The organism is Bifidobacterium sp. UBA6881, from assembly GCA_002451435.1.
Lineage (GTDB): Bacteria > Actinomycetota > Actinomycetes > Actinomycetales > Bifidobacteriaceae > Bifidobacterium.
In genome coordinates this window covers 1-2836 of the sequence record DKCF01000080.1, presented here as the reverse complement: position 1 = coordinate 2836, position 2836 = coordinate 1, and the positions used below count along the sequence as shown (strand labels likewise).

Below are 2836 nucleotides of genomic sequence, written 5' to 3'. Positions count from 1 at the left end.
ACGGAGAGAATATCAGCGCACAAGCCTCCCCAAACGGTCGCTCACGACTAGCCAACGACCACACCGGGAGATGGTCAGCACACGAATCTCCCCAAACGGACGCTCAGAAGCCCACACCGTCCCTGCTGCCATATTGCGTGGCTCGCAAATACGGCAGCATGGTCTTCATGATGTTCGATCCGGTGGTTCCAGTGAATACCGGCACGTCCGTGACCGGTATCGGCTGCGTCGCGATGCGGCCGGCGACGGTGCCGAGGTTGCCGGTGACCTCACGGGGGGAAAGCTGACGGATGGCGATCGCCAACACACGCCCCGGATACCTACGCGCGATTGTGGCATAGGTGGTTGGATCGCGCTGCCCGTCGTCGCCGATCAGGATGAACTTCATTTCCGGGAAATCGGCCATCAGCTGCTCGGCGTACTCGAGCTTGTGCTGCACGCCGGTGGGGATGAACGTCTTCGGTCGCGGATCGAGGTCGCGCAGCAACAGCGGGCCTTCCGGGAACCCATGGTTGGTGATGAGGTGTCGAATCGAGCTTTCCACATTCCACGGTGAGGTCGACAGGTAGAAGAACGGCGCGTCCGGGAACATGTCGGCGATGCGGTTGAACAGCAGGTTCATGCCGGCGACCGGCGCCTTCTTCTTCGGATCGAGCAGCAGCAGATTGTAGGCCGCGCGCACCAGGCTCGGCGCCTGCGTGACCATGATGGTGTCGTCCACGTCGGAGATCACGCCCACCTTGGTGCCGCTGGGAATGGTGAACAGGTTGGCTTTGACCGGTTTGCGGCTACGCACGCGGTACGATACGTCATGGATTCCCGGTTCGAGCGAATGTTCGGCGACCAAATCGAGGTAGCCCGCCGAATCGGAGGCCACGAGTTCGCTGGCGACTTCGGGATTCTGGTCTACGGCGTCGAACACTTCGGAGGCGCCCACCTGCATGGTTTCCAATGGCACGCCGTCGATGGCGATACGCACCTTGGTGCGCGGCGATGGCACGGTCAGCATGCCGCGGATGCCGCGGGTAAGGCGCCCCGCCTGCCGTTTGAATGGTCCGTAAACCGTTCGGCAGATCAGGCGGGAGTAATGCTCGGTGCCATACCCGACGTAGGGTTCCACCCTTGGATACCAGCCGAGGTTGCGTACCAGTTTGGTGGAGAATTTCAGCCAGACGTCGAACACTCCGGTGACCAGGCGGCGGAACAGCCGCGTCAACGGCGGTTTGATTTCAATGCGCTCATGCTTCGAGGCCGCGTCGAAGGTGGTGACCACCTTGCGTGCCGGAATCGGCATGGTCGGCACATCATCGTGTTGTTCGTCCGGCGTTTCCGATTCGTGCTGCGCCAACGGCTGTGCTTCGCTCATACATTCACTATAGGTGTTGTGAGCGAACGTTTGATTGACGCAGCGCGAAATTCAGGGATTATTCAGGGATTCACGACCTTCCCCTACGAATATTCGGATCGTTTCACAAACGAATATTCGGATCGTTTCGCAAAGTCTGGGCGGATTTCGCCTACTTCGCCACGACCTTGGCGTATTCGTCGGCGGACAGCAGATCGGGCTCGTCGTCATCGAGTTCGATTTTGAAGATCCATCCCTCGCCGTAGGGGTCGCCGGTCACGATGCTGGGATCGTCGGCCGCCTCGTTGTTCACATAGCGGATGGTTCCGGCCACCGGCGTGACCAGCGGGGTCACCGCCTTGGCCGATTCGAGTTCGGCCACTTCGTCGCCCGCCTGCACCTGCGCGCCGACTTCCGGCAAATCGATGTAGACGAGTTCTCCAAGCTGTTCGGTTGCGTATTCGGTGATGCCCACCATGGCCGGTTCGGTCGACGCATCGACCCAGACATGCTCGTCCGAATATTCCAGATGTTCCGGCACGTCAAGATTCAAGGTGTTGTCGTTTGCTTCGCTCATGCCGCTCATTGTACGGCATGGGGAAACTATTGCGATATGGTTGGACGCCTCATGCGCCTCGCGGACAGTCCTTCACATTCAAGCCTCGACAACCACAGAAGCCCCACGCTCCATGAAGAACCCCTTGCATTCGTGTCTCGGGAACTCCACACATTCACTCCATGAGCAAGCTCCCCGTTTTCAATCCTTGGCAGCCATAAAGCGTCCACGTCAGGCACATTCATCGCGCCAAGCACTCAAACACGAAACGGCGGAACCACACGAACAATCGTATGATCCCGCCATTCCACAGACGGTCCGCCATCACGCTACATGCCGTCAGACCGCAATCACCGCATCGGGACCAATCACCGCACCGCGCTGGACGGCGTGGTGCCGGTGACCTGCACGATGGTGCCTTCCGGGCAGTTGTCGTAAATCCACTTGGCGTCCGCCTCATACATGTTCACACAACCGTGCGAGCCGTGGTTCGCCGGGTCGCCATGGGCGATGCCGTAATTGTTCCAGCTGGCGGTGTGGAATCCCTCGCCGCCGTTGAAGTAGCTCACCCACTTCACGCCCTTGGAGAGGTACCTGGAACCGTCATCGTTGTTGCCGGTCATGTCCTGCACGGAATACTTCAGATAGATGAAGGACGTGCCCGGATCGGTTTCGTGCTTGTTGGTGGTACCGGTGCACACGTTGAAGGTCTTCACCTGCTCCTCGTTGTGGTACACGGTCGCGGTCTGGGAGGAACGGTCGACGACGATGCGGTATTCGGCCTTCTTCTGCACGGTCTGGAAGTTCTCGACGTCGGCGGCCACCGTGAGATTGCCGCCCTGTCCGTTCTGAAGGGCCTGTTCGACCTGAGACACGACCGAGGACACGTCCTTGACCTTCACGCCATTGACGCCCTTGGTGACGGTGGCGAGCAC

Annotated in this window: 3 protein-coding genes; all 3 read right to left on the bottom strand. The window is 59.8% G+C overall.

Going from position 1 to position 2836, the window contains the following annotated elements:
- Positions 1 to 103: 103 nt before the first annotated feature.
- On the bottom strand, positions 104 to 1366 hold the full coding sequence (locus B3C64_RS06285) for an App1 family protein (protein WP_291534508.1): 1263 nt from the start codon (positions 1364 to 1366) through the stop codon (positions 104 to 106).
- A 151-nt stretch (positions 1367 to 1517) separates the two neighbouring features.
- Entirely contained in the window at positions 1518 to 1922 is a 405-nt protein-coding gene (gene gcvH, locus B3C64_RS06280; RefSeq protein ID WP_291534506.1) for a glycine cleavage system protein GcvH, read from the bottom strand.
- Positions 1923 to 2269: 347 nt separating this feature from the next.
- On the bottom strand, positions 2270 to 2836 hold a 567-nt coding region (locus B3C64_RS06275; RefSeq protein ID WP_291534505.1), incomplete at its 5' end, for a L,D-transpeptidase.